Below are 21,487 nucleotides of genomic sequence, written 5' to 3'. Positions count from 1 at the left end.
AGCATGGGAGGGTCGCGTTCGATGGCTGCTCAGATAATGGTCACCACCGCGGACCCAATCGTCGCGCTCTCCTCGCGTGGGGACAACCCAAAGGACTACCCGGACTGGCATGCCCAGAGCTGATGCCCCGCACGAGCGAGACAGTCGGCCGCCACACACCCCATGAACGTTGAAGCAGATGATGATCACTAGTTCGCAACGGGTGATAGCCGTGAAGGATGCAGCAACCATCTGATTTGGTCCGTTGAGGATTCGAACCCAGGCAGAGCGAAGGCCTAGCGTGTTGGTGGGACGCTGGGCCTTGTTGCTGTCAGTGTTCGGTTAGGTGCGTGGCGTCTAGCCGCCTATCGGGATGCGGTGGACGTCGCCGATGGGGTGGGTGGTCCATGTGCGGTTGGGTGGGGTCGCCCCACCGTCATGAACCCCCATGCGTGGCGGCCGTGTTCGCTCGTTGTTCGCTCGGTGGTTTCGGTCGTGCAGGGCTGCCCGCTGGGCTGTGCGTACTGCATCCGCCACACCTACGGGTTGTGGGACGCCGCCAGGCCGGTGGCGCTGATGTCGGACGCCCAGGCCGTCCGGCAGCTCGTCGCCCACCGGTACTTCCGGCCGCACCACACGCCCCTGCAGATCTTCAACCGGGCCACCGACCCGTTCCTGCCCAGGGTCCGGGAGCACCTGTTCGCGGTGCTGGAGGACCTGGACGGCCGCGGCCTCACCAACCACGTGCTCGTGATCACCCGTGCGGTGGTGCACCGGGCCGACTGCGAACGTCTCAACCGGCTGGCCGGCCTCAAGGTGACGGTCCTGTTCACCTATTCGGGCATCGAGGACCCGCGCATCGAGCCCTACCCCAGCGCGGTGGCGGCCCGGTCGATGCGTCTGGCCACCGAGTACGGCGGTGGCGAGGAGGGCGCCCGGCGGTACCGGACGGTGTTCTACTGGCGTCCGCTGGTCCCCGGCCTCAACGACACCCCCGAGATGCTCGCGCGGGCGGCGGACCTGTCCCGCCACGCCGACGCCGCCGTGTTCACCGGCCTGTTCTACCGGGACGAGATCGCCGAGTACTACCGGGCGCACGGGCTCCCCGAGCCGTACCAGGGCACCGCCCGCCGCAAGATCGTTCCCGAGACGCTGGAACAGCGGGTGCTGGCGGCGTTCGCGCAACGCCCGCCCGGCTCGCCCCCGCTGTTCCGCAAAACGTCCTGCGCCGTCTCCTACGCGCACGGCCTGCCCGACTACAACGGCCACTACGGCATCCGGGAACTGTGCGACATCTGCCCGGCCGTCCAGCTCGGCCGGTGCACCCGAGCCCACCGCGTCCCGACCGACACGCAGCTGCGGCAGGCCGCCGCGTCGTTGCCCGAGGCGAACGGCCTGCGGATCCTGGACGTCACCGACCGGGCCGCGATCGTGGACGGGCTGCCGGACGAGCAGCCGCGCTACTACCTCCAGCACCGCTTCGGCTTCCAGATCCACGACGCCGGTCACCCGCACCTGCACCGCCGGCACGGGCGAGCCCGGATCGGCTGGATGTCCGAGCCTGATGAACAGGAAACCCGCGCATGACGACCCGACCCGGCATGGACCTGACGGCCTCCTGGCAGCGGTACCGATACGCCGTCGTGGACGTGGAGGGCAACGGCCAGCAGCCACCGGACCTGGTCGAGCTGGCGCTCGTCCCGATCTGGGAGGGGAGGATCGGGACGGCCCGCCAGTGGCTGGTCCGCCCCCCGCGTCCCATCACCCCGATGGCCCGGCGCATCCACAAGATCAGCAACGCTGACGTCGCCGACCGGCCCCCGGTCTCGGCGGTCGCCCACGAGATCCGCTCGGCCCTCACCGGAGCGGTGCTCGTCGCCCACAACGCGCCCGTCGACCTCTCGGTCATCACCCGGGAGCTGGCGTACACGCCCGAGCACGTCATCGACACGCTCAGGCTCGCCCGCCGCCTCGCCCCCGGCCTTCCGTCCTACAGGCTCGGCCGCCTCATCGAACACTTCGGCCTGGCCGGCGACGAGGACGACCTGCCGGAGCAGACGGCCCACCGCGCGGGCTACGACGCGCTGATGTGCGCGCGGTTGCTGACGGTCCTCGCCCAGGAGCTCACCCTGTCCAACCTGCTGAACCGCCCTTCCAGGGACACCGATGCCCCATCCCTTTTCTGACCGCCAGCGCGGCCTGTTCATCTCCGTGGACGGCCCGTCCGGCGCCGGGAAGTCCACGATCGTCGCCCACTTGGAGCAGTTCCTCATCGCAGACGGCGAGCACGTCCACACCACCGCCGAGCCGTCCAACACGGCGATCGGCAGGCTCGCCCGCGAACTCACCGATACCGTCACCGGCCCGGCCCTGGCCTGCCTGTACTCCGCCGACCGCTACCACCACATAGAAACCGAGATCCGCCCGCACCTGGACGCGGGCAAGATCGTGCTCTGCGACCGGTACGTGCCCTCCGGCCTGGTCATGCAACGCTTCGACGGCGTGGACCCGGCATTCCTGTGGGCGCTCAACTCGGCCGCCGACCGTCCCGACCTGGCCGTGCTCCTGGAGGCCGACCCCGCCGTCATCGCCCAGCGGCTGGGCGACCGTGGCCCGCGCAACCGGTTCCAGACCGCCCCCGGATCCAGCCACGCCGAGGCCCACTTCTACCGGCAGGCGTTCGACCGGCTCGTCCACGCCGGATACGACGTGCTCCGACTCGACGTCAGCACCCGCACCCCCGAGCAGGCCGCGGCGCAGATCCGCGACCGGCTGCACGACTTCTTCGCCGTCCCCGCCGACAAGGCCCGCCATGCCCAGCCCTGGTGACCCACCGCCCCGCCGAACGAACCCCGGCCGCCCCTGCGGGCAGGACGACTTCCTGGCCCGCCTCCGCCGCGAGTTCCCCCACTGGGCCATCCTGCCCGGCACACTCCGCACGCCCTGGACAGCCGTACGCGGGCGGCACCTGGAACTCACCGCCGCCGACGGCATCTCCCTACGGGAAAAGCCGCTGGCCGCCACAGCACGCGACCGCAGACCCAACTGAACCCGCGCCCCTGATCATCAAGTCCCCCGGATGCCGATGATGCGCTTCGACGACCGCTTCCCACCAGGCGAACGGCTCCCCCGCCGCTGGCACGCCGAGTTCACCACCGAACCCGGCCCCTACGGGCAGACCGTCCACCTCACCGTCAACGGAACCAGAGTCGGTGACCCGCTCACCGACCGCGGCTGGTCCGAGACCGGCTACCGCTGGCACGACGCCCTCCACCTCGCCCACGCCGTCTGCCTCGGCTGGTCACCGGTGTTCCGTTCCCTGGCCGGACTGCGCCGCCGCTCGAACCCCCGCATCGACCACATCGAGGACGGCGGCCGGGCCATCGTCGTCAAGACATCCACTGCTACACCTGGACCACCCGGGAGAGGGTTTCTCGGCCGATAGCCGCACCAGACACGGACGCTTCGCCAGCCCGAAACCGGCGGGGCGTCCGTGCTCCTACGTCAGGAGGCCAAGCCGACGTTGCCGGGCAACGTCGTCCAAGCGGGACCGTCGGCGGAATCCATCCAGATCCGATGCTCCCCGTCGGGGTGACGGTCAGGCCATGGCGGGTGATGCCGGGACGGTCGCGCTCGCACCACCGCCGATAAGCGGCTTCCACCTCATCCCAGAGCCGCTGTGGCCCGTGCTGCTCCACACGGTGGGTGCTGTGGCCTTCGTAGTCGACGCTGGACCACGACCGTCCGCCGTCTCCGGTATGCCGGGGCCAGATGATGAACTCCCCGCAGTTGTCAAGAGCACCGAGCCGATGCCAGAACGCTGCCGGGACCTGAACGCCGATCGCCAAGTCCGCTTTGGGGTGGCCGAACATCTCGCGGGGTCGAGGTTCGTGGTGGATAGGTCGGGGCATCGCCGGGGTGGACGTAGTCGCCGAGCCTTCCGAGCAAGACCCGGTCGCGATGCATCCACATAAACGCGGCCTGCACGACGAACCGGCCGGACGCCGACCCGTCACCGTGCACGGTCAGCCGCAGAAGCGCGTCGTTGTGGTACGGATTGCCGAACGGGTGAGAATGAGCCCGTCTGGCCGCATCTGCTCGACCCACGCCTTGGGGATGCGCTGCACAGCGGCCGTGGCGATCATCCGGTCATAGAGAGCGCCCGTCGGCGCCGTCTCCGGCGATCACCTGCACCGGGAAGCCCTCGTCGTGCAGGACACCGCGCACGGCCGCAAGCTCAGGATCGACCTCGATCGTGGTGACGTTGCCGGCACGGAGACGGGCGGCCGGCAGGGCGGCGTTTCAGCCAGTGCCCGTGCCGATCTCCAGCACCCACATACCCAGCTCGACCTGGAGCTCTTCCAGCATGCGCAAGACCAGGCTGGGCTGGCTGGCGCTGTTGATGGAGTACTTCCCCAGCTCCGGGTCGGCGGGTTGACCGTCGTCGATCTGTGTGATGGCCTACCCGTCCCCGTTGACGGCTCCCCACCAACCGCTCGGGTCTGCCACGCGTGACAGGGGACGCCATCCCTGGTGTCGAGGCGGGCCAGTAGCCGAGCGGCTTCGCGCGGTCACGTCCAGTATTGACGACATGGCAGCGCAGATAAGTTTCCCCGATGATCGGAAGACGTCCGTCCCCGCCTTGTGTGATAACGGAGGAATGGAGATACCAACGAAGTTCTGGGAGCGCTTGGCCGTCCATGGTTCGGAACGACGCTACCCCGCTGGGCATCAGATTATGCGGCAGGGCGAGCCGCCCACCCATGTCGTGCAGTTGCTCGCTGGCCGCGTCAAAGTGGTCGTCCATCTCCCGGACGGTGAGATCTTCGTGGCCGCGGTCCGTGGGCCAGGAGAAACGCTCGGCGCGATGGGCGTCGTCACCGAACGCCCTCGCTCGGCAACAGTCATCGCACTCGTCCCCTGCCATACCCGTGTACTGCCTGCCGAGCGCTTCCTCGCGCTCATGTCCGCGCCTGGCGTGACGTCCGAGTTGTTCCAGCAAACGCTGCGACGGTTCGCGGAAGGCGATGTGCGGAGAGCCGAGATGGCGACGCTACCTGCAAGCGGTCGAGTCATCCACGCACTGCTCCGGCTGGCCTACCCGGGCCCGGGCGGCCGGTTCGAACTGCATCTCAGCCAGGAGGAGATCGGTCAGGCCGTGGGTCTTTCCAGGAGCGTGACCGCCGCTGAGCTCGCTCGGCTCCGTGAGCGTGGCGTTCTCTTGACGGGCCGCCGACGCGTCGTGATCACCGATATGTCCCTGCTCTGCTCGCTGGCCGGATTTAACGCTCCAACGTCTGATTCCAGACATTCCCGCAGGCCGTCGCCTCGCAAGCTGGACGTGTCCAGCCGATCCAGCGGAAGGCACCAGCGTGGAGGACTACAAGGCCCTGCTCGCCGTTGACGCCGAGGGGTTCAGCACCCACAGCGACGCGGCACTGCCCGATCTTCATCTCGACATTCAGGAAACCATCGGCCATACCTGCATGGCCTCCGGGCTCGCCGAGGCGTGGGCCTCGGCGACCTTCAAGGAGAGCACCGGGGACGGCGTCCTCGTGATCCTGCCCCTGACGGCCCTTCCACGGCTCGTCGCTCCGTTCGCGTCCTGCCTCCAGAACGCCCTCGCCGCCCTTGCTCCACGGCTGCGGGCGAAGGGCGTTCGCCTCCGAGTCCGGGTCGCGGTGCACGTGGGTCCAGTGGACGACCGGCGCACGCAGGCACCGGGTATCTCCAAGGCGACGATCGACGTCTCCCGGTTGCTCGACAGTGACTCGCTGCGCGCCGCCCTGTCCAACAGCGATCCCGACGTCACCTTCGTAGCGCTCCTCCTGTCGTCCGAGGCCTTCGAGTATTGCGTCGAAGGCGGCCGGACGTCCCTGCGGCCCAGCCAATTCACCCGGGTGGAGGCGACGGCGAAGCAATTCCACCGGCCAGCCTACCTCCACGTTCCCACTCCGTCCGTGCGGCCCGACCAGATTGCCGCCGAGCCCGCTACCCGTCTGATCCGGCAGGCCCGGACGGTCAACCGGGTGCGGCAGGGCAACCTCAACACCGGAGTCATCCACGGCGACCAGATCTTCCGAGGCCGAGATGTATGACGGTGTGCCGAAGGAGCCGGTCCTGGTCATCAACGTCGCCCACAATTTGAACAACGGCGTGGTCAAGGACCAGTACTGGGCCACTACCTCCGGGCCGCTCTCGGATCGGCCAGTCGCAAAACCCGGGGTGAGGCTGCCCGACGCCGTCCTCACCGAGGCCTCACGAGGCTTCGTCCCTCCGAGTGGGATACGCGAGGCGAGACGAAGGCTCCGCGAAGGGATCGTGTTCCTGTCCGGGGAGCGCGGTACAGGACGGCGGACCATGGCGTTGAATCTCCTTCGCGGGTCCCGCGGCTGCGGCGCCGTCATCCACCGCGTGGACGCCGACCTCGACTTCACCGCCTGGGTCCCCGAGCCCGGCGAGGTCCACGGCTATCTGATCGACGGACTACCCAGCACGCTCGTGCGTTCCGCCTCGACCCTCGCGTCACTCAGAGCGCGGCTGCTGGACGCGGGAGCGGTCATGGCCGTTGTTCTGCCCGAAGGACCGCACATCGATGCGCGGATTGCGGAGACCCTCGGTACCGCGCTTGTACGCTGCGTCCCGCCGTCAGCCGAGCATGTCTTCGCCGCGCGTCTCAAGGCGGCTGTCCCAGACGAAGAGGAGCGGCGGAAGACGATGCGGGGCCTGCCCAAGGGATTTGCCGGGGCGGTGCTCTCGCGCGATGGGTCCCCCCAGGACGTGATGGACGTACTGGAGGCCGTCATGGACACCGCGCACAACACCCGCGGAAACAGGACGACGCTGATCCGGGCAGTCCTCGAAGAGAAGGCGGACAGGGAGATCAGCACCCTCCTGCCGGACTGGTTCGGCGACCATGGTCTCCGCTGTGCCCTGATCTCCGCGGCCGTCTTCGCTGGTTGGCCTCCGGACACCGTGGCGGAGCAGGCCGGACGCCTGGCGCGGCTTACCGAAGCTGGACCGGCCCAGCAGGAGTACCGGTTTCCTGCGGACCTTCTTCGCCCGGCTGGTGTGCGTGTCGAGACCGTCCGGCACGGGCACGGCGACCCGCCGATAAGGATGGTCTTCGCCCGCTACCACTGGGCGGGGGCGATCCTCCGGTCGGCCTGGAGGGGTCCGCATTCCAGGGCTCTCGCCCGGTGGCTCCAGAGCGTCAACGAGACAGAACTGATCGAGCCCGCAGGTCGGGCGCTGGCGTTGTCGGCTGCGGCTCACCCACAGCCCACCCGGCTGACCCACATCCGGGCCAGCGCAGTCTCCCGCGGACATGCCGGGCCAAGGGTCGCCGCGACGGCCCTGCGGACGATCATGGCCGAATCGCGCTACGCAGACGAGACCGCCGCACGGCTCGGCGGCTGGGCGTCCGGATCCGACGAACGCCTTCGATACGTGACCGCGCTGGCCTGCGGCGGAGGCTTCAGAGCATCCCCTCTCAAGCCCGCGATGAACCTGATCGTCAGACTCATCAGAAGCCTGGATGACGATCACCATCCACACGTCGCCAAAGCCGTCCAAGACGCGCTGATGAGCATCTTCCACCAAGGCGATCGGCCGGCCGTCCTGAGGGAACTGCGAATCTGGACCGAATCCGGTGCGGCCGAGGCGCGGTACGCGACAGCGATCTTCCCAAGACTCCTTGCCAAGCACCTCTCGTGGTTCCACGAGTGCGCCAAGGAGGAGACCGAGATCGGTTCGGTGGTCGTCCTGATCCGCCGAACCCTGCGCTCTCGCAGATCGGGCGCCGCCCTCCGCGACCCGATGCTCGCCTGGCGGCGGTTCGCGGTCTTCGATCCGGGCGGTGACAAGGCGTTCCAGGCCGTCCTGACGGCTGCGCGCGAGGACCGGCATCCACACGTCCGGCAGTTCCTCACGGTCCTTGACCGGCACACCTGAGGAGAACGATGACACCGCGTACACGGGGCGTCCTGTCCCAGATGATCGCCGCCCGTCTCGACCAGGAGAACCATCCTGGTCTGCCGGTCGACACAGGCTCCGACACAATCCTGCTCTCCCCTGGGGAGGCGCGGGAAGCGGTAAGAGGCTCCGGACCGCGCGAGGCGGTCTGGCGGTCCGCGATACTGGCGGCCCAGCGTGGCGAGCCGGACGAAGAAACGAGCGGGCTGTTCGCCCTCTGGCTGGCCCAGTCTTGGATGAGCCGCACCCTGTCCATGATCACCGGGCGTCTTTTCGAAGACTACGAAGACATCGAGGCCGAGTTCATCACCGCGTTCCTGGAGAACCTGCGAACCGCTGATCCCAGCCGGCCAGACGCGGGTGAAACCCTCCTCAAGGCGGCGTCGAAAAGCGCCTGGTGCCTCGCCCGTGCCCATGCACGTGAACGGCCAACCGGTGATCCGTCAGTTCTCATTGCCCTCGACGAGCTGGATCTGTACTCCGAGGGCGGTTGGGAGCTGGAGTTCACCCCGCCCCCGAGACCAGACCGCCTGTCGGCATCGCTTCGTTTCGTTGCCACCCCCGCTCAGCTCGAAGGAGAACGCCTCGGGACGCTCGCTCACCGGATGGGCTTGGCCGACGTCGTCCTCCGGGCACGGCGGCCATCCGACGACCTTCCGGCTGGAACCCTGAACCTCCGCCCCGCCGGAGCGGCCCGATGACGAAGACACCGCTCACGTTCGCTGAGGTCTTTGGACTTCCGCTGGTACTCGACCTTCGTACCGCTGCCAAGGCCCTCGGGATCTGTCCCGCCACCGCCTACCGGCTGATCCGCTCCGGCGCGTTCCCCTGCACGGTACTTCGCGTCGGCCATCACTACCGCATTCCCACAGCACTTCTTATGGAGGCGCTCGGGGTCGAAGAAGTACCCGTCCTCGCCGAGGACATCGAGTCGGGCGTCGTTCATGCCCAGACGATTGAGGAGGAGCAATGACCGTCACGAACATCCCCATCACCGGAACACCACCGGAAGAGCCGGGTGGCATCAGGTCGTGTTTCGTGATCGGCCCACACGGTGACGCTTTCGCCGATCCCGGCACCCCTGAGCGGATGGTCTACGAGCAGGCACTCCAGGTCTATGAGAACATCGCTCAGGCCGCCTGCCTGGAACTCGGCATCACTCCCATGCGGGCCGACGAACTCCCGAGCACCGGCGAGATCGCCGACCAGATCTGCCGCCAGGTCAAGGAATCAGATCTTGTCATTGCCGACCTCAGCGGCCTCAATCCCAACGTGATCTGGGAACTCGCACTTCGGCAGGGCACAGGGAAGCCTACGATACAGCTCAGCGAGTGCGGGACACTCCCCTTCTACCTCGCGAAGGTCCGAACCATCAGGTTCAGCCGCAGCCCGCACGGCCTGATCAAGGCACGCGAAGAACTCCGCAGGACGCTGGAGGCCGGCGTCCGAGACGGTTTCGACGTCCTCACTCCGGCCCGCATCCTGCACGGCGTGGTCGAGGTCCCCGCCCCCGTGTCCGCCGAAAATGAGGAGGAATCCGGCCTTCTTGACGACTTCGCCCAAATTGAGAGCGAAGCGGCCGCGATGGTCGAGGACATGGCGGAGGTTCGATCCTCGATCGAGGCCATCGGGGAAACGACCGAGGCCTTCACTCCCGACGTCGAGCGAGTCGCCCGCGAGGAACTCCCGATGAGCGCACGGCTCGCCGTCATCCTACGATATGCGACCGCCATCAGCGGCCCTGCGGACGATCTCGACGCGAGCGCGACACGCTTCATCGAGCGAATGCGGGCGACCGACTCCAGCATCCGCAATGTTCTTGCCTATGTCAAATCCATGCCTCACGATGCGCGTCCCGAAGACACTGAGGGGTTCCTCAACACCCTCATCGACCTGGAGGAGTCGGCGGAAGAAGGCATCGCCGGCCTCTTGGAGCTGGCCTCCGCTGCCGACTCGCTGAAAGGCCTCAGTCGTCAGCTCAGCAAGCCTCTCTCGAAGATCTCCTCGGCCGTCGGGCGGATGGTCACGGCGACCGCCTGCATCAGCGAGTGGGCCACCATCGCCCGATCCCTCCTGGCCGACCTTGAACGTACGGATCCGAACATCTAGGCGCAATGCCCATCCAGCAACAATCTCGAGGGAGCACGAGGAGCGTGTCCGGAGGCCCGGACGCGCTCCTCGACTGCGGCGTGCACCAAGAAGCACCAACGACTGCAACTCCACCACGGCATCCTGAGCCCTTTTCTGCAGGCTGAGTGTGGGTGCGGACCACAGGTTGGGCAAGCAGCCCTGGACCCGGGGAACCCCGTGAGTTGAGCTCGTGCGCTGCGCACAGGCCGGGCCATGCGCAAGCCACGTCGCTCGGTCCAGCAGCGCAAGCCGCGCTACGCCACCCTGATGGCGATGATCAGCGAACGGCTGGCCGACGCCGCTGACCGCGAAAGGGTTAGACCGGACTCCCGGCCCGGAAGGAGGAGCACAACGCCCCCGCTCCTCAAGGTGCACGCCCGCGTCGAGCACCACTTGGGTGCCCGGATGAAGAGCTGAAAGATCCTGCGTTACTGCCGACTGGAAGGCGTCGGCGGCCCCCACCATGCTGGGCATCACCCGTGAGCCCTTTCCATCCTGATCGTGCTGGTCACAGGGTGGTTGCGGGATGAGCGACCTGATCACGAAGTAGTGAAGCTCCCGGTAGATGCGGAGTCGACCAAAACGACCGCCCTGCCAGGAGCTTCTGGTGTTGTTCTATCGCGCTGCCCTGGATCTGTCGCCCCGGGCCCGCACCTTCGTGGGCGATCTCATCCGCGAGCACCGCCGCCGGATCGGCTCGCGGTGGCGGGTGCTGCCGCCCGGCCGCCAGAGGCCTTGCTGGTCCTGGTGCACCTGCGCCGCAACGAGACCTTCCCCGCCATGGCCGCCGCCTTCGGGATCGGGGTGACGACCGCCCACCGCTATGTCACCGAGGTGATCGGCCTGCTCGCCGAACTGGTACCCGACCTGCGGCAGGCGCTGCGGATCGCGCAGCGCATGGCGTATGTGACCTTGGACGGGACCCTCGCGCCGATCGACCGGCCGTCGGGGGCGAACGAGGGACTGTACGGTTTTCGGTGTAACTCCTGATCAAGGAGTGACACCTGATGACGACAACTGAAGCGAAGGCGGACGCCGCAGTGGCCAAGTCCGACGAGCCGGCCGGGGTCGACCAGGACCTGATCGGTCAGCTGGTGGCCCAAGCCCGCGGGCAAGGGCTGGATCTGACCGGTGAGGGTGGGCTGCTGCAGCAGCTGACCAAGCGGGTGCTGGAGTCCGCGCTCGAGGGCGAGATCACCGACCACCTCGGCTACGACAAACACGAACGGGCCGCCGTGGCCGGCGCCAACTTTCGCAACGGCCACCGGACCAAGACCGTCACCACCGAGGTCGGCCCGGTCGAGATCGACGTTCCCCGCGACCGTGAGGGCACGTTCGAACCGAAGATCGTCCGCAAACGGCAGCGCCGCCTGAGCGGGGTGGACGAGATGGTGCTGTCGCTGAGCGCCAAGGGCCTCACCCACGGCGAGATCTCCGCCCACCTGGCCGAGGTCTATGGCGCCAGCGTGTCCAAGCAGACCATCTCCACCATCACCGACAAGGTCATCGACGGCATGACCGAGTGGCAGAACCGGCCGCTGGACCCGGTCTACCCGGTGATCTTCCTGGACGCCATCCAGGTCAAGATCCGCGACGGCCAGGTCGCCAACCGTCCGATCTACGTGGCGCTGGCGGTCACCGTCGACGGCACCCGCGACATCCTGGGTCTGTGGGCCGGCGACGGCGGCGGAGAGGGCGCCAAGTACTGGCTGCAGGTCCTCACCGAGCTGCGCAACCGGGGGGTGGCCGACGCGTGCATGGTGGTCTGCGACGGGCTGAGCGGCCTGCCGGATGCGGTCGCGCACGTGTGGCCCCAGGCGCTGGTGCAGACCTGTATCGTCCACCTGCTGCGCAACTCCTTCCGCTATGCGGGACGCCAGGACTGGGACGCCATCGCCAGGGCGCTCAAGCCGGTCTACACCGCGCCGACCGAGTCGGCGGCGACCGAACGATGGCTGGAGTTCGCCGAGGAATGGGGGAGCAAGTACCCGGCGATCGTGCGGCTGTGGGAGAACGCCTGGGCCGAGTTCGTGCCGTTCCTGCAGTTCGACCCCGAAATCCGCACGGTGGTGTGCTCCACCAACGCGATCGAGTCGGTGAACGCCCGCATCCGCCGCGCGGTCAAGGCCCGCGGGCACTTCCCCAACGAGCAGGCCGCCCTCAAGTGCGTCTACCTGGCCATCATGAGCCTGGACCCCACCGGCACCGGCCGCCGACGCTGGATGAAGCGCTGGAAGCCCGCCCTGAACGCCTTCGACATCGCCTTCGAAGGCCGCCTGGCCGCAGCCCGAAACTAACCCGAACAAGATCCAGTTACACCGTTAACTGGACAGACCCGCGAACGACCGGCTGTACTACTCCGGAAAGCATCACCGCCAGTAAGTTATGGCTCGCTTGTGTGGGGTGGTTGGATGGTGATCGTGTAGGTGACCTTGCTCAGCGGTGTTTTCCGGATGGCGCGGTTGTAGGCCAGGGTGCCTTTGCGTTCGCGGGTCTTTGCTCGGGAGCGCCGGATGAACTGGGGGCTGGTCCAGATCTCGCTGAGGGCTGCGGACAGGCCGCAGGGGACGGTGCGACCGATGGTTCGCGTGAGCGCTCGCAGGGTGATGGTGAAGGAGATCCGGTCGGGGTCGACGGGTTGGGATGCAGGGTGCTCGCGTGCTGCTGCGGCCCGGCGCCGATCCGAAGGCGGTCCGGTTGGCCACGGTGTCGGGCACGTCCAGTGTCGTGCCGTCCACCGCGACTTTCAGCAGGGCCAGCCGGCACCCGAACGCGCTCATTCCCGGCTCGTCCCGGCCGGCATGAGCACCGCATAGCCTGCGGAACAACACCTTGACAGGCTCTCGGCCAAGCCTGCGCCGAGCCTGTACCGCCGCCGGCCCGGTCGGGACGCGTATCCGCCCGGCACCGACCTGGTGGTGGAACTGCTCGAACAGCACGCGCAGCACCTCGCCGTATCCGGCGCCAGGACACAGCCACAGCGCCAGGACGAAGTAGAACGTGACCCGCGCGGGCAGGACCCGCACACGCTTGTCGCCGCGTCCGCATCCGCTGATCACCTCATCGACCACCCAGGGCGGTATGAGCTCGGTGACGGCTCCCAGAGTGAGCCGATCCAGCAGATGGCCACGGAGCCCGGCCGCAGACGGGCTGGCAGCGGCCTCCCCCGCGATGCGAGCATGGACAGGCAACGAGGCCTCCCCGAAGACGACGGTTCTCTTGGTCGAAACCAGTCGTCCCAGAGGCCTCGTTGCCACGTCAAACCAGCAAACCGGCCTAACTTACTGGCGTTGCGGAAAGCATCACCGGCACGGCGTGAACGTCCAGTTCCTGACCGATCCACACGGACGATTGCTGTGGGCCTCGCCGGTCCTGCCCGGTTCGGTTCATGACCTGACCGCGGCCCGCATGCACGGCATCATCGACGCGCTCACCAGCCGGGCGATCGCCTGTTACGCCGACAAGGCGTACTGCGGCGCCGGCGACTCCATCGGCACGCCGTTCAAGCGACGCAAGCACCGCAAGCTGGGCCGGCGTAAGAGGCTGTTCAACCGGCACCACGTCCGTATCCGCGCCGTCGGCGAGCAGGCCGCCGCCACGCTCAAGCGCTGGCAGATCCTTCGCAGAGCCCGCTGCTCACCGGAGCGGATCACCATCGTCATCCAAGCGATCCTCACGGTCTCATCGCCTCCTCGGCCTCCGCCGCGCTGCGGACGGTGGGCAACCCAAGCTCGGGGTACTCCGAGCAAAGCGTCCGGTACCGCTTGGTCCGCTCGCCGGCCTTTTCCAGCCGCCGCACCTCCTCGAACGCCGGGTAGGCCAGCGCATGACCCGACAGCTTCGCCGTCCCGTCCTCCCAGCGGCGCCACAGCCGGACGGTCTCCACATCCCCGGCTGCATACTTGCCCAGCGCCGTCCGGTCCAGGTCAGTGAGGTCACAGAACTCGACCTCGACGCTGATCTGCTTACGTTCAGCGCCCGCCCACACATCCTCCTCGGTGAGCGTCTGCGCCGTGCCGTTGAAGAACCAGTCCAGGGCACGTAGGACGGCCGACTTGCCGACCCCGTTCGGCCCGATGAAGGTCGTGATGGCATCGAAACGGATGTCCACATCCCGCAGACACCGATAGTTCTGGATCCTCACCCGTTGTATCCGCACCCACGAACCCCACCGGTCACACCCACCCCAGCGCAACCGGAAATCGCAACCTGGCCGAAGTACGCCACCACCTGGAACTTCACCCGCGGGGCAACCTACCGCGATATACTCTCGCCGAACTCGGTTCGGCATCCAACTGGAGCACTCAGGTCTGTGGAGGCTCCACCCAACCTGAGGTGCTTCATCGGCCAGAACCCTCGCAAGAGCGTCCGCAGCACCCATGACGACGCCCAGAAGGAACTCGCCGACGTCATCATCATCGCAGGCATCGCCATGATCGCCCTTGCTGACAACGACCCCGCCCAGGCCCGCCACCCACCTCGAACAACGTCTTCAAACCGTCACAGGAAAATGGAATGGGCTCAATCATGCCCTGTGTCGGGATCAGTGCAGGTGGGCTCACGCACGAGGATGTATAGCTCGTCAAGCGACAGACCCAGCTCGGTGGCCAGGGCAGCAACGGTGAAGAACTCCGGTGTGGAGGTGCGCCCCTTCTCTATGCTGCGCACAGTCTCCACGGAGATTCCTGCGCTGCGGGCGACGGCCTCGGCCGATCGCCCGGAAGCATGGCGGGCCTGGGTCAGGCGGGAGGCAAGCCGCTGCCCGCGGCGCTGGGCAGCGGAATCAAGCCTCCTACGTGGCATGGTGTAATCATACCTGTATAGTTACACCCATGACGGTGACAGCGGCGCTCCCTTCCCCTAGATGGCCTGAAGATGCGCTGCGACTGAATGCCGTCTGCCCGTACTACACAATGTTTCCACTGGACTTCCCGCTCCAGCAGCTTGCCGCCCACCCCGAGACAACACGAGTGCTGGACCCGTTCTGCGGACGGGGCACTACCTTGTACGCGGCCCGGCTGGCCGAACTACCTTCCGTGGGGATCGATATCAACCCCGTGGCTGTCGCCATTGCGCAGGCTAAACTCATTCGGGTCACGCCCGGAGCCGTGGTCCGTCTCGCTCGCCAGATCCTCGGTGGCGGCATGCAGGGCGAGGTACCCGAGGGCGAGTTCTGGCAGTGGTGCTACGAGCGCGAAACATTGCGCGAGCTGGTGACGCTGCGCGAGGCCCTACTAGGGATGACCACGCCGACGGCGGCGATGTTGCGGGCGATCCTGCTGGGCATCCTGCACGGTCCGCGTAACAAGAACCTGCCGTCGTACCTGTCGAACCAGATGCCGCGTACGTATGCTTCCAAGCCCGCCTACGCGGTGAAGTTCTGGAAGAAGCATGGCATGGAGCCGGTGCGCGTTCCTGCTCTTGAGGTGATCGAGCGCCGCGCGAAGCGCCTGCTGGATGCAGCTCCACTCCCTCACGGCGGCAGGGTCTACCTAGGCGACTCTGTGGAGACCCTCAACAGCCTGCGGCAACGCTTCGACCTGGTGGTCACCTCGCCGCCGTACTACGGCATGCGCACCTACGTCGCCGATCAGTGGTTGCGTTCATGGTTCCTTGGCGGGCCTGCGGATGTCCCCTACGGCACGCAGGGCCAGATCGCCCGCCAGCCGAACCAGGAGGCATTCATCCAGGCCTTGGCGGAGGTGTGGGCCGCCACCGCCCGCCGCTGTCGCCGGGGAGCCCGGCTTGCGATTCGTTTCGGTGCCCTACCCTCGGCCCGCACCGATCCGGAGAAGCTCCTGTTGACCTCCTTGAAGGAGGCGAAGGCCGGATGGATCGTCAAGGAAGTACGGCAGGCCGGGACCCCACCCAAGCGCACCCGGCAGGCAGAACAGTTCGGCAAGGCTGGTTCCGCCGTCGATGAGATCGACGTCGTGGCCGAGCTGATCGGACTGCCTCGCTGATCGTGCAACCCGATTACTTCCCGGAATTCTGTAACGGGTTGTCAGAGACCCGTGCCATGCTGAGGCTAGATGAGTAGACCACTCACCTGTGACAGCCCGGATGTGGTGCGGGGAGAGGCATGTTCGACGCGGACCAGATCAAGCAGCTCAAGGAGCTAATCGGCGATCAGGTCGAAGCTGGCCGCGCGGAGCTGGACAAGCTGGTCGAGCAGGCCCGCGCCATCGGCTCCGGGGTCAAGGTCATCAAGCCGCGCGCGGCGACGTCGGTCGCGCTGATGGCCTCCGATGGCGGCAACAACAAGGTCGCCTTCAACCCCTTCTACCTGCAGATCGTCCGCGTCGTGGACTCCAACGGCAAGGAGCTGTGCCTGGAGGTGGTCTCTCCGATCTCTGACATCGAGGCCCTGGGCCGGCGCCAGTTCCACGAGGACGGCAGCCCGCGTACCGCTCTGGGCAAGATGATGAAGGGACTGGGCGTCGGGACACTCAAGGACTTGTCGCCGATGATGTCCGGCAAGTCTCCCAGCTGGGTCCTGGTCTTCCGCGACCTCTGCGAGTGGGCCACGCTGTACGACCTGGTCTGCCATCGCGACTACGCGGTCGACACCCTGATCGTCCGTGACGGCCTGCTGCGCAGCAAGATCTTCCACGGTGACCTGTTCGTGCAGATGGGCGAGCAGATGTACGAGGCCATCGAGCGGATCTGGCGCCGTGACCGGCGCAAGGTCTGGCTGGTAGGGCTGGCGAAGAAGACCGAGGTCCTGGAGTACTACCGGCTGGCGATCTCACTGTCCGGGGTGTTCGACAACGGCACCCCCTGCTTCGCCAAGGTCCCCACCGAGATGCTCGATGAGGCCTACCGGTGGGACGAGTACACCCGCGACGCGCGTGACGACTCTCCCGGCGAGAAGCCGAAGTTCAACTTTGGTGCGATGTACTTCGTCCGCTTCGGCCCGCACTCCGGCGACCCCATCTGGACCGTCGACCTGATGTCCTACCAGGACAAAGAAGCACAGGCGATCTTCGGCTACCTGCAGGCCGACGCAGTGGCCGGTTTTCCTATCCCGTTCTACCCTAACTGCATCCAGCAGGCCGACAGCTTCTCCCGGGTCGCCGACCTGGATCTAGACATCATCGAAGACCAGCTCGTCGACGCCATCCGTGACCAGGTCGGCGACGACAAGGCCCCGATCATCGACGCCCTGCGGCTGGCATCCGACGTGGCCGCCCGCCGCTACGAGTAGCAACTCTCAACTCTGGCCCCTGCGTCCTGTGGAGCAACATCCCCCATGAGCCTGTTCGAGCGCGACAAAGTCGTCGGCACCTTCCGCGGCTTCTCTGAAAGCGGCATGGAGTTCCATGCTGACCTGGTCCTGCCGCATCACGACGACTTCCAAACCACGGCCATGCACGGTCAGTTCGTCCTCGTCCAGCTCGAACATGAACGAGAGGCGATTCTCGGTCGGATCACCACTATCGCCTCTCAAGGACGTCTGGTCTCCCCCATCGGAGAGGACTACGCTACCCGCGCGGTGCGCGACCAACGGCCCATCCCTGACGAGCTCCGGGAACGCTACCTGAAGTACAAAGTCGACATCCGTATCCTCGGCGTGCTCCGCCAAGACGGTGACAAGCATATCTTCGTTCCCAGCCACCGTCGCCTCCCACAGGTCGGCGCCCAGGTCGCGCTCCTGTCCGAAGACCTGCTCGCCGAAGTCGTCAACGCCAAGGACACCGCCGACGGCGCGGTTCCGATCGGCTACCTCGCCTTCGGCGAGTTCGTCTACGCAGGCAACGACAAGCGCGTCGGCGACAACACATCCTGGATGCGGATCCAGCACCCGACGATCATGCCGACCTTCCAGATCGAGAAGCTCATCGCCCGCCGCAGCTTCGTCTTTGCTCGCGCTGGCTTCGGCAAGTCCAACCTGGTCAAACTGCTGTTCTCAGCTCTTTATGAGAAGCAACCCACCGTTCCACGACTCAGAGGCGATGTACCGGTCGGCACGGTGATCTTCGATCCGGACGGCGAGTATTTCTGGCCCGACTTCAAGGGCCGCCCCGCTCTGTGCGACGTACCGCACCTGCGCGACAAGCTCGTCGTTTTCACCAACCGCAAGGGACCCAGCGACTTCTACGACTCCTTCGTCGTCAACGGAGTCAAGCTCAACATCAAGGAGCTGAGCCCGGCGCGCGTGCTCGGTATCGCACTACCCCCGGAAAGGCAGGATCACCAAAACGTCGTCAAGCTCAAGGCCCTAGATCTGCCCCGGTGGGGTCAGCTCGTCGACCTGATTTACCGCCACAAGGGCAGCACGGACGCCGCCGAGGTCCAGAAGATCTTCGAAAACAAGGGAATGTCAGAGGTCGAGATCAACGCTGCGATCAGCAACATGACGCGCGTGATCAATGCCCTCCACGACCCTAACAGTCAGCTCCTGAGCGCCCTGAAGGACTGCCTGAGCCAGGGAAAGTTGTGCGTGGTCGACATCTCGCAGATGCGCGGTGCTCAAGGGCTGCAACTGGCCGGCGTGATCCTCGGTGACATCTTCGAGCACAACCAGAACCAGTTCACCGAGGCCGACCCGAAGTCCATCCCCACTATCGCTGTCATCGAAGAGGCCCAGTCCGTCCTCGGTGGATCCAACCAGAGCGAGGACGGCCCCTTCGTCTCCTGGGTCAAGGAAGGCCGCAAGTACGACCTTGGTGCCCTGCTGATCACCCAGCAGCCCGGCAGCCTCCCCCATGAACTCCTCAGCCAGGGCGACAACTTCTTCGTCTTTCACCTGCTGTCGCAGGGCGACCTGGTCTCTCTTAAGAAGGCCAACGCCCACTTCTCCGATGATCTTTTGGCTACTCTGCTCAACGAGCCCCTCGTCGGCAATGGCATCTACTGGTCCAGCGCACCCGGCACCGACCAAGCCTCTCGCCCCTACCCCATCTCGGTACGCATCCTGAGCTTCGAGGGTGCTTACGAGAGAGCTGATCCCAACTACGATCAACCGGCTCCCGATCACTTCGCAGCCCGGGCGCGCGCCAATGTCGATGCGCGACGCCACGAGGCGCGCGAAGCCGCCGCTGTCCTTGCTGCCCGCCACGCCGACGACACCACAGATGCCAACGATACGGAGATAGCAGCAGACGAGGGCGCCATCGCTATCCTGCACCTCGACAACACACCCATATTCCATGATCTAATCAAGAGCACACGCGGCATCAAATGGTCTCACATCGTCCACATCCTCAAGGAAAAAGCACCCGAGCACGCCGCGCGCACAAATGCCGACTGGGATTGGGGGTACAACCTTGTCCCAAGAGCACTAGACGAGCTGTACCCAGACAGGTGGGACACGGTTCGCCGTGATGATAAAGGAAAGCCCACAACCTTTGTCATACTTAAGGAGCTCACACCGGAAACAGCGCCGGACTCGACCAAGGACCCGAGCAAAATTTCACCTGAAGCCGCACAGGATATAGAGGAGCCTCCTCCCTTCTAACAAGGAGTCTCAGGACAGGCGTACCTCCCGGCGCGCCGAGCAAAACCAGTGAAGCGATGCCTGGGGTGTAGACAGGTGAGCGGTCCAACTCGTCAGCATCGCCCCGGCGGGTGCGCTGGCCCGCCGACCATCCAGCCCGCCCGTACGGGGAATGTGTTCGCTCGTTGTTCGCTCGGTGGTTTCGGTAGGGGTTGGCACGGGGCGGCATCGGGTGGCATGGCGGGTGGTGCCGATGTGGACGGAGCGGCACTTTCCGGGCCGGGGTGGCACGGGGCGGTACGGGTGGGGGTGGCTTTTAATCCGTAGGTTGTGGGTTCGAGTCCCACGCGACCCACCACACCTGACCTGGGCGAACACCCCCGGCCACGGCCGTCGGCGATCATGCCTGGGGCCGACCTGGGGCCACGGATATCACGCAGGCCAGGCCCAGCGCCCGGTGCCTGCCCGATCCTGACGGTGGCAAGGCCGCATTCCCGTGTCGAGCTCCTCGCAGCTCGACGCGTGTTCGGTATGTGGTTAGTCCTCTCGCAGGTCGACGGGCAAGGGCAGGGAGCGGATGCTCTCAATGACGCCGCAGAAGCCGCCGGGGTGACACGTACCCGGACGGCACGCTGGGCCCGCGTGCGCGGCCGTACCGGTTCGGGACGCGGCCTGCTCGACCGGTGCCGCACCAGCCCCGCCCGGGTGCGGCTCGCCGCCAGGCGCCGGCGCCCGGGCCGGACCACGCCCTCGGTGCCGGGTGGTGCCGGGCATCACGCCCGCGGCCTGCAGGAGGTGCGCGGCGGTCTTCTCCGCGGCGGTGTGCGCGACCTCCGATAGGACGGAGGTGCAGGTGTCGGCGGTCAGCACGATGCTGGAATGCCCGAGCATCTCCTGCACCACCTTCGGCTCCGCCCCGGCCGCCAGGCGAGGGTCGCCGCGCCATGGCGCAGGTCGTGCAGCCGGACCGGCGGCACCCCGTGCTCGGCGATCAGCCGCTGGAAGATGTGCGTCAGCCGGCCTGGAGATATCGGCTCGCCGTTGCGGTTGGTGACCGCAGACCTGTCCACCACCGCCGGGATCGACACCATCGCGGAAATCGCCGCCGCCGAACCCGTGGACGTCCTGATCAACAACACCGGTGTCGCGCACTACATGCCCCTGGCCGACCTGCCCGCCGACAAGGCCACCGAACTGGTCCACGTCAAGATCCTCGCCCCGACGCTGCTCACCCGGGCCGTGATCGGAGGCATGCGGATGCGCGGCACCGGCACCATCAACGTCGTCGGCATGATCGCCTTCAGCGGCCCCGCCCCCAGCTCCGTCATGCCACGCCGCGCGGTCTGCACCGGCGCCTTGGCCGCCCTGCTCGCCTTCTCCCAGACCCTCAGCGCCGAACTGGAGGGCACCGGGATCAGGGTGCAGGTGCTCCTTCCTGGTGTCGTCGCCACCTAGTTCCACACCCGCCAGGGCATGGACCTCAGCGCGGTGCCACGCATGACCGCCGACGACGTCGTCACCGCCAGCCTGCGCGGCCTGGAACTCGGCGAAGTCGTCACCGCTCCCGGCGTCGAGGACACCAGCCTTCTCGGCGCCGCCTTCGAGGCGGGCCTCGCCGCCTTCAACGGGCAATCCCCCAACCTCGCCAGCCGCTACCGCACCTGAACCGCCGTAAGAACACCGGCCGGGCAAGCGCACGGCACCGGGCACCGGGCTGGTGGCCGGACGCAGTGTGCGCCCTGCGGGTACCGGTCAGCGCGTCGTGCGGGCATTGGACCGCGTGCCCGGCAGCGAGAGGGTCCGTAGGAAGGCGGTCGCCTCTGCAGCCGGGACTTCGGCGCGCAGCGCGAAGCCCGCCGCGATCACCTGGACCTCGGCGAAGCCGCGCAGCCGGCGCTCCGGTAGCGGTACCTCCTTCTCAAGGAACCATCCGTCGAGGGTCGTGGCCTCCGACCAGTCCACCGA

The 21,487-nt window shown here is 66.8% G+C and carries 22 protein-coding genes and 2 pseudogenes; 19 read left to right on the top strand and 5 right to left on the bottom strand.

Annotated features, from left to right (window positions below; genetic code table 11):
• The first annotated feature begins 462 nt into the window (after positions 1–462).
• The 4 genes from HNR21_RS09515 to HNR21_RS09495 all read left to right on the top strand — a co-directional run bounded on the left by HNR21_RS09515 (position 463) and on the right by HNR21_RS09495 (position 3,424).
• On the top strand, positions 463–1,566 hold the full coding sequence (locus HNR21_RS09515) for a hypothetical protein (protein WP_220500106.1): 1,104 nt from the start codon (positions 463–465) through the stop codon (positions 1,564–1,566).
• On the top strand, positions 1,563–2,165 hold the full coding sequence (locus tag HNR21_RS09510) for a 3'-5' exonuclease (protein WP_220500105.1): 603 nt from the start codon (positions 1,563–1,565) through the stop codon (positions 2,163–2,165). The genes HNR21_RS09515 and HNR21_RS09510 overlap by 4 nt, the downstream gene beginning before the upstream one ends.
• Positions 2,146–2,808: a dTMP kinase gene (tmk, locus tag HNR21_RS09505; protein WP_182704912.1), complete on the top strand. Its 663-nt coding sequence runs from the start codon at positions 2,146–2,148 to the stop codon at positions 2,806–2,808. Before HNR21_RS09510 ends, tmk begins: the two co-directional genes overlap by 20 nt.
• Before the next feature lie 250 nt (positions 2,809–3,058).
• Positions 3,059–3,424: a MazG C-terminal domain-containing protein gene (locus tag HNR21_RS09495; RefSeq protein WP_182704910.1), complete on the top strand. Its 366-nt coding sequence runs from the start codon at positions 3,059–3,061 to the stop codon at positions 3,422–3,424.
• A gap of 857 nt (positions 3,425–4,281) precedes the next feature.
• On the opposite strand, the gene HNR21_RS36595 is transcribed toward HNR21_RS09495, so the two are convergent.
• Positions 4,282–4,347, bottom strand: a complete 66-nt coding sequence (locus HNR21_RS36595; RefSeq protein ID WP_182708564.1) for a hypothetical protein — start codon at positions 4,345–4,347, stop codon at positions 4,282–4,284.
• A 223-nt stretch (positions 4,348–4,570) separates the two neighbouring features.
• Between HNR21_RS36595 and HNR21_RS09485 the strand changes: the two genes are divergently transcribed.
• The 9 genes and pseudogenes from HNR21_RS09485 (at position 4,571) to HNR21_RS09450 (ending at position 12,380) form a co-directional block, all read left to right on the top strand.
• Positions 4,571–5,383: a Crp/Fnr family transcriptional regulator gene (locus HNR21_RS09485; protein ID WP_246442051.1), complete on the top strand. Its 813-nt coding sequence runs from the start codon at positions 4,571–4,573 to the stop codon at positions 5,381–5,383.
• On the top strand, positions 5,352–6,077 hold the full coding sequence (locus HNR21_RS09480; protein ID WP_182704909.1) for a nucleotidyl cyclase domain-containing protein: 726 nt from the start codon (positions 5,352–5,354) through the stop codon (positions 6,075–6,077). Before HNR21_RS09485 ends, HNR21_RS09480 begins: the two co-directional genes overlap by 32 nt.
• Positions 6,070–7,932, top strand: coding sequence for a hypothetical protein (locus tag HNR21_RS09475; RefSeq protein ID WP_182704908.1), 1,863 nt, complete (start codon positions 6,070–6,072; stop codon positions 7,930–7,932). The genes HNR21_RS09480 and HNR21_RS09475 overlap by 8 nt, the downstream gene beginning before the upstream one ends.
• Before the next feature lie 41 nt (positions 7,933–7,973).
• Positions 7,974–8,654 carry a hypothetical protein gene (locus tag HNR21_RS09470; RefSeq protein WP_182704907.1) on the top strand — a complete coding sequence of 227 codons (681 nt, stop codon included), beginning with the start codon at positions 7,974–7,976 and terminating at the stop codon, positions 8,652–8,654.
• Complete coding sequence (locus HNR21_RS09465; protein ID WP_182704906.1) at positions 8,651–8,926, top strand: helix-turn-helix domain-containing protein; 276 nt, start codon at positions 8,651–8,653, stop codon at positions 8,924–8,926. The genes HNR21_RS09470 and HNR21_RS09465 overlap by 4 nt, the downstream gene beginning before the upstream one ends.
• Entirely contained in the window at positions 8,923–10,062 is a 1,140-nt protein-coding gene (locus HNR21_RS09460) for a hypothetical protein (protein ID WP_182704905.1), read from the top strand. Before HNR21_RS09465 ends, HNR21_RS09460 begins: the two co-directional genes overlap by 4 nt.
• Before the next feature lie 210 nt (positions 10,063–10,272).
• Positions 10,273–10,392 (top strand): annotated as a pseudogene (locus HNR21_RS36745) (IS30 family transposase); the annotation flags it as partial.
• 426 nt (positions 10,393–10,818) lie between these two features.
• Positions 10,819–11,073, top strand: a complete 255-nt coding sequence (locus HNR21_RS09455; protein WP_182704904.1) for a helix-turn-helix domain-containing protein — start codon at positions 10,819–10,821, stop codon at positions 11,071–11,073.
• 50 nt (positions 11,074–11,123) lie between these two features.
• Positions 11,124–12,380, top strand: coding sequence for an IS256 family transposase (locus HNR21_RS09450; RefSeq protein WP_376766621.1), 1,257 nt, complete (start codon positions 11,124–11,126; stop codon positions 12,378–12,380).
• Between the two features lie 72 nt (positions 12,381–12,452).
• Here HNR21_RS09450 and HNR21_RS36590 read toward each other — a convergent pair whose 3' ends face one another.
• Positions 12,453–13,340: a transposase domain-containing protein gene (locus HNR21_RS36590; RefSeq protein ID WP_376766578.1), complete on the bottom strand. Its 888-nt coding sequence runs from the start codon at positions 13,338–13,340 to the stop codon at positions 12,453–12,455.
• On the opposite strand from HNR21_RS36590, the pseudogene HNR21_RS35125 reads away from it, so the two are divergent.
• Positions 13,255–13,743: pseudogene (locus HNR21_RS35125) on the top strand (transposase family protein); the annotation flags it as partial. The gene HNR21_RS36590 and the pseudogene HNR21_RS35125 overlap by 86 nt on opposite strands.
• Positions 13,744–13,756: 13 nt before the next feature.
• Here the strand turns inward: HNR21_RS35125 and HNR21_RS35120 are convergent.
• Complete coding sequence (locus HNR21_RS35120; protein WP_312880949.1) at positions 13,757–14,227, bottom strand: ATP-dependent nuclease; 471 nt, start codon at positions 14,225–14,227, stop codon at positions 13,757–13,759.
• Between the two features lie 377 nt (positions 14,228–14,604).
• Positions 14,605–14,886, bottom strand: coding sequence for a helix-turn-helix domain-containing protein (locus tag HNR21_RS09435; protein ID WP_182704901.1), 282 nt, complete (start codon positions 14,884–14,886; stop codon positions 14,605–14,607).
• Between the two features lie 29 nt (positions 14,887–14,915).
• Between HNR21_RS09435 and HNR21_RS09430 the strand changes: the two genes are divergently transcribed.
• The 5 genes from HNR21_RS09430 to HNR21_RS34635 all read left to right on the top strand — a co-directional run bounded on the left by HNR21_RS09430 (position 14,916) and on the right by HNR21_RS34635 (position 21,187).
• On the top strand, positions 14,916–16,046 hold the full coding sequence (locus tag HNR21_RS09430; RefSeq protein ID WP_220500104.1) for a hypothetical protein: 1,131 nt from the start codon (positions 14,916–14,918) through the stop codon (positions 16,044–16,046).
• A 119-nt stretch (positions 16,047–16,165) separates the two neighbouring features.
• Entirely contained in the window at positions 16,166–17,290 is a 1,125-nt protein-coding gene (locus HNR21_RS09425; protein ID WP_182704900.1) for a hypothetical protein, read from the top strand.
• Between the two features lie 45 nt (positions 17,291–17,335).
• Positions 17,336–19,543 carry an ATP-binding protein gene (locus HNR21_RS09420; protein ID WP_182704899.1) on the top strand — a complete coding sequence of 736 codons (2,208 nt, stop codon included), beginning with the start codon at positions 17,336–17,338 and terminating at the stop codon, positions 19,541–19,543.
• A gap of 858 nt (positions 19,544–20,401) precedes the next feature.
• Positions 20,402–20,977 carry an SDR family NAD(P)-dependent oxidoreductase gene (locus tag HNR21_RS34640; protein WP_220500103.1) on the top strand — a complete coding sequence of 192 codons (576 nt, stop codon included), beginning with the start codon at positions 20,402–20,404 and terminating at the stop codon, positions 20,975–20,977.
• 42 nt (positions 20,978–21,019) lie between these two features.
• On the top strand, positions 21,020–21,187 hold the full coding sequence (locus HNR21_RS34635; protein ID WP_220500102.1) for a hypothetical protein: 168 nt from the start codon (positions 21,020–21,022) through the stop codon (positions 21,185–21,187).
• A gap of 87 nt (positions 21,188–21,274) precedes the next feature.
• Here the strand turns inward: HNR21_RS34635 and HNR21_RS09410 are convergent, their stop codons facing one another.
• Positions 21,275–21,484, bottom strand: a complete 210-nt coding sequence (locus tag HNR21_RS09410; RefSeq protein ID WP_182704898.1) for a hypothetical protein — start codon at positions 21,482–21,484, stop codon at positions 21,275–21,277.
• Between the last annotated feature and the right edge of the window lie 3 nt (positions 21,485–21,487).

Origin of the sequence: Thermomonospora cellulosilytica (genome assembly GCF_014138835.1) — a bacterium.
Taxonomy (GTDB): Bacteria; Actinomycetota; Actinomycetes; order Streptosporangiales; family Streptosporangiaceae; genus Thermomonospora; species Thermomonospora amylolytica.
The sequence above is the reverse complement of the archived record's forward strand: the minus strand, read 5'-3'. Positions and strand labels throughout refer to the sequence as shown.

Bases quoted from the DNA above. Each gene is read 5' to 3' on its own strand.
- tmk (WP_182704912.1), top strand. From the start codon at position 2,146: ATGCCCCATCCCTTTTCTGACCGCCAGCGCGGCCTGTTCATCTCCGTG.
- HNR21_RS09465 (WP_182704906.1), top strand. From the start codon at position 8,651: ATGACGAAGACACCGCTCACGTTCGCTGAGGTCTTTGGACTTCCGCTG.
- HNR21_RS34635 (WP_220500102.1), top strand. From the start codon at position 21,020: ATGACCGCCGACGACGTCGTCACCGCCAGCCTGCGCGGCCTGGAACTC.
- HNR21_RS09425 (WP_182704900.1), top strand. From the start codon at position 16,166: ATGTTCGACGCGGACCAGATCAAGCAGCTCAAGGAGCTAATCGGCGAT.
- HNR21_RS09460 (WP_182704905.1), top strand. From the start codon at position 8,923: ATGACCGTCACGAACATCCCCATCACCGGAACACCACCGGAAGAGCCG.
- HNR21_RS09430 (WP_220500104.1), top strand. From the start codon at position 14,916: ATGACGGTGACAGCGGCGCTCCCTTCCCCTAGATGGCCTGAAGATGCG.
- HNR21_RS09435 (WP_182704901.1), bottom strand. From the start codon at position 14,886: ATGCCACGTAGGAGGCTTGATTCCGCTGCCCAGCGCCGCGGGCAGCGG.
- HNR21_RS09485 (WP_246442051.1), top strand. From the start codon at position 4,571: ATGGCAGCGCAGATAAGTTTCCCCGATGATCGGAAGACGTCCGTCCCC.
- HNR21_RS34640 (WP_220500103.1), top strand. From the start codon at position 20,402: ATGCCCGAGCATCTCCTGCACCACCTTCGGCTCCGCCCCGGCCGCCAG.
- HNR21_RS09510 (WP_220500105.1), top strand. From the start codon at position 1,563: ATGACGACCCGACCCGGCATGGACCTGACGGCCTCCTGGCAGCGGTAC.
- HNR21_RS09475 (WP_182704908.1), top strand. From the start codon at position 6,070: ATGTATGACGGTGTGCCGAAGGAGCCGGTCCTGGTCATCAACGTCGCC.
- HNR21_RS09470 (WP_182704907.1), top strand. From the start codon at position 7,974: ATGATCGCCGCCCGTCTCGACCAGGAGAACCATCCTGGTCTGCCGGTC.
- HNR21_RS09495 (WP_182704910.1), top strand. From the start codon at position 3,059: ATGCCGATGATGCGCTTCGACGACCGCTTCCCACCAGGCGAACGGCTC.
- HNR21_RS09420 (WP_182704899.1), top strand. From the start codon at position 17,336: ATGAGCCTGTTCGAGCGCGACAAAGTCGTCGGCACCTTCCGCGGCTTC.